This window comes from Streptomyces beijiangensis, assembly GCF_017315755.1.
Lineage (GTDB): Bacteria > Actinomycetota > Actinomycetes > Streptomycetales > Streptomycetaceae > Streptomyces > Streptomyces beijiangensis.
In genome coordinates this window covers 1-2852 of record NZ_JAFLRJ010000633.1, presented here as the reverse complement: position 1 = coordinate 2852, position 2852 = coordinate 1, and the positions used below count along the sequence as shown (strand labels likewise).

Genomic DNA, 2852 nt, shown 5'->3' with positions numbered 1-2852 from the left:
GCCACCGGCGTCAAGACCGCGGATCTGCTGGAGAGTTCGGCCACGGCGGCCGGCTACATCGGCAAGTCGTTCTACGCGGACCCCCTGTTCAAGGGCGCGATCGACGACTTCACCGTGTGGCACGCGGCGCTCAGCGCCGACCAGGTGGCGAGCACGGTCGCGGCCCCGCCCACCTTGACCGCGCTCTCGCAGACGTCCTTCACGCTCCGTACGAGCACCGGGACCGCCCCCTCGCTCCCCGCCGCGGTCCGCTCGTCCTTCTCNNCCGGACGTCCCGACCAACAACCTCATCGAGGGCATGGGCCTGCGCACCGTCTCCACCAAGGCGCAGGACGGCCCGCAGCACCCCGGCGCCGACGCCCTCGACGTCGTCAAGCCGCTCGCCGACTCGACCGACGGCGACGTGTACATCTACATGACCGACATCCACCGCGGATTCCCGTACCAGTGGCCTGGCGACACGCCCGCGGAGAAGATCAAGCTCTACAAGGAGAAGATCGCGGCCCAGGTGGACCAGGTCCTGAAGCTGCCGGAGCAGTACCGGGACAACATCGTCTTCGTGCCGTTCAACGAGCCCGAGGGCAATATGTTCGGCACCGGCGAGTGGAGCTACAACAAGGTCAGCTGGCTCACCGACCCCGACGACTACTTCGCCGCCTGGGACGACGCGTACCGCCTGATCAAGGGCAAGATGCCGACCGCCCGCATCGCAGGCCCCAACACCAGCGTCCTCTACTCCCAGGTCAAGGGCTTCCTCACCCACGCGCTCGCCACCGGCACCCTCCCCGACGTCATCACCTGGCACGAGCTGAGCCACCCCGAGGCGGTGCGCGAGAGCGTCGCGACCTACCGTTCGTGGGAGAAGGACCTGTTCAAGGGGACGGACCGCGAGGGCACCCAACTCCCCGTCAACATCAACGAGTACGCCTTCAACTACCACACCTCCGTACCCGGCCAGATGGTCCAGTGGGTCTCCGCGATCGAGGAGTCCAAGGTGGACGCCGACATCGCGTACTGGAACATCGACGGCAATCTCTCCGACTCCGCGGTGCAGTCCAACCGCGGCAACGGCCAGTGGTGGCTGCTCAATTCGTACGCATCGATGAGCGGGCACACTCTGTCCGTGACCCCGCCGTTCCCCGGCGCGAACTACACCATGCAGGGCGTCGCCACCCTCGACAAGGACAAGCGGCAGGCCCGGCTGCTCTTCGGCGGGTCCACCGGCAACGGCCACATCACCTTCGCGGACGTCCCCAAGAACCTCTTCGGACAGACCGTCCACGCCTGGGTGCGCGAGATCGGCTGGAGCGGGCAGATCGGCGACTCGTCAGGACCGAAGCTGCTCACCGAGAAGAACCTGAAGGTGGGTGACGACGGCACGGTGGTGGTCGACTTCGGCGACGGTACGCTGCCGAAGCTGAAGGAGTCCTCGGCGTACGAGATCGTCCTCAGCCCGGCCGGCCACGCGAAGGCGACACAGACCCCGACCGACAGCTGGCAGGGATCGTACGAGGCGGAGGACGCCGCCCACACCGGCACCGGCTACACCAAGAACGGCCCCGAGGGCTCGACCGGCGACGTGTCGAAGTTCTACACCTCCGGCGGCTACGACGTCGGCGGCCTGCGCACCGGCTCGGACGTCACACTCGACTTCACCGTGGACGTGCCCAAGGACGGCACCTACGACCTGAGCGTGTTCGCCAACTCCCTGAACACCTACGACAAGGTGAAGGACCAGGGCCCGACCAACGTTTTCCTGCGCGTGGACGACGCGGCGAGCAGCGAACAGGAACTGAATCTGCCGCTGGGCTACAAATGGGTGGTCTGGGATCACACCGACACCAAGGTCGTTCTCACCAAGGGCAGGCACACCCTCACGCTCGCCGCGCAGAGCGCCGACGGCACGCGCGCCACGCAGGGTGACGCCATCGTCGACCGTCTCACCCTCACTCTCCCCGGGGCATCGGCGGGCACATGGACGTACGAGGGCGAACTGGCCTGGCTGGGCGACGGGGCACAACCCGTCTACACCCTGCCCGGCGCCGCCCCGGCGAGCGGTTCCGGTGCGGTCCGGCTCTCGAAGGGCGGCACCGCCACCTTCTGGGTCTACTCGCCCGCCGACCGCGAGGCCACCCTCGAGGTCGACACCCTCGGCAGCACGAGCGCCCGCCTCACGGTCAACGGACACGACGTCCTGCACCTGACCAAGAAGAAGAACCGCGTGGCGGTCTCCCTCTCGGGCGGACTCAACAAGGTGACCCTGACCGGGAGTTCATCGGCCACCCTCGTCGACCGCCTCAAGGTCACCCCCACCCAGGACAGGCTTCCGGCGCGTTCGTACGAGGCAGCCGATGCCGAGATCGCAGGCTCCGCGACACTCACGCCCCTCTCCCTGGCCACCGCCGGAACGGCGATCACCGGTATCGGAGGCGACCCCGGCAACACCAACACCGCGACCTTCGCGGTCGCAGCGGACAAGGCCGGCCTCTATGCCCTGCGCATCCGCTACTCCAACCCCGAACAGGCCGAGGCCACCCACTACAACCCGGACCCGCTCGCCCGCCACGCCGACATCACCGTCAACGGCGGTGAGCCGGTCCGCGTCGGCTTCCCGCACACCTTCCACCAGAACAACTTCTGGGAGCTGACGGTCCCCGTCCACCTGGAGAAGGGCCGGAACACGATCGCCTTCGGCTCCGAGGAACTGCCCAACTTCGACGGCACCACCTACGCCTCGGACACCTTCCCCGGCGTACCGCTCCGCTCCCGCTACGCACCGCTGATCGACCGGATCACGGTGGCGCCGTACGCACGAGAGGTGCGCTGACCCGGTGCCGGTGTGCCTCCGCCGC

At 68.0% G+C, this 2852-nt stretch carries 1 pseudogene; it reads left to right on the top strand.

Annotation, left to right across the window (positions count from 1 at the left end):
• Positions 1 to 2827 (top strand): annotated as a pseudogene (locus J0695_RS37710) (LamG-like jellyroll fold domain-containing protein); the annotation flags it as partial.
• Positions 2828 to 2852 lie beyond the last annotated feature (25 nt).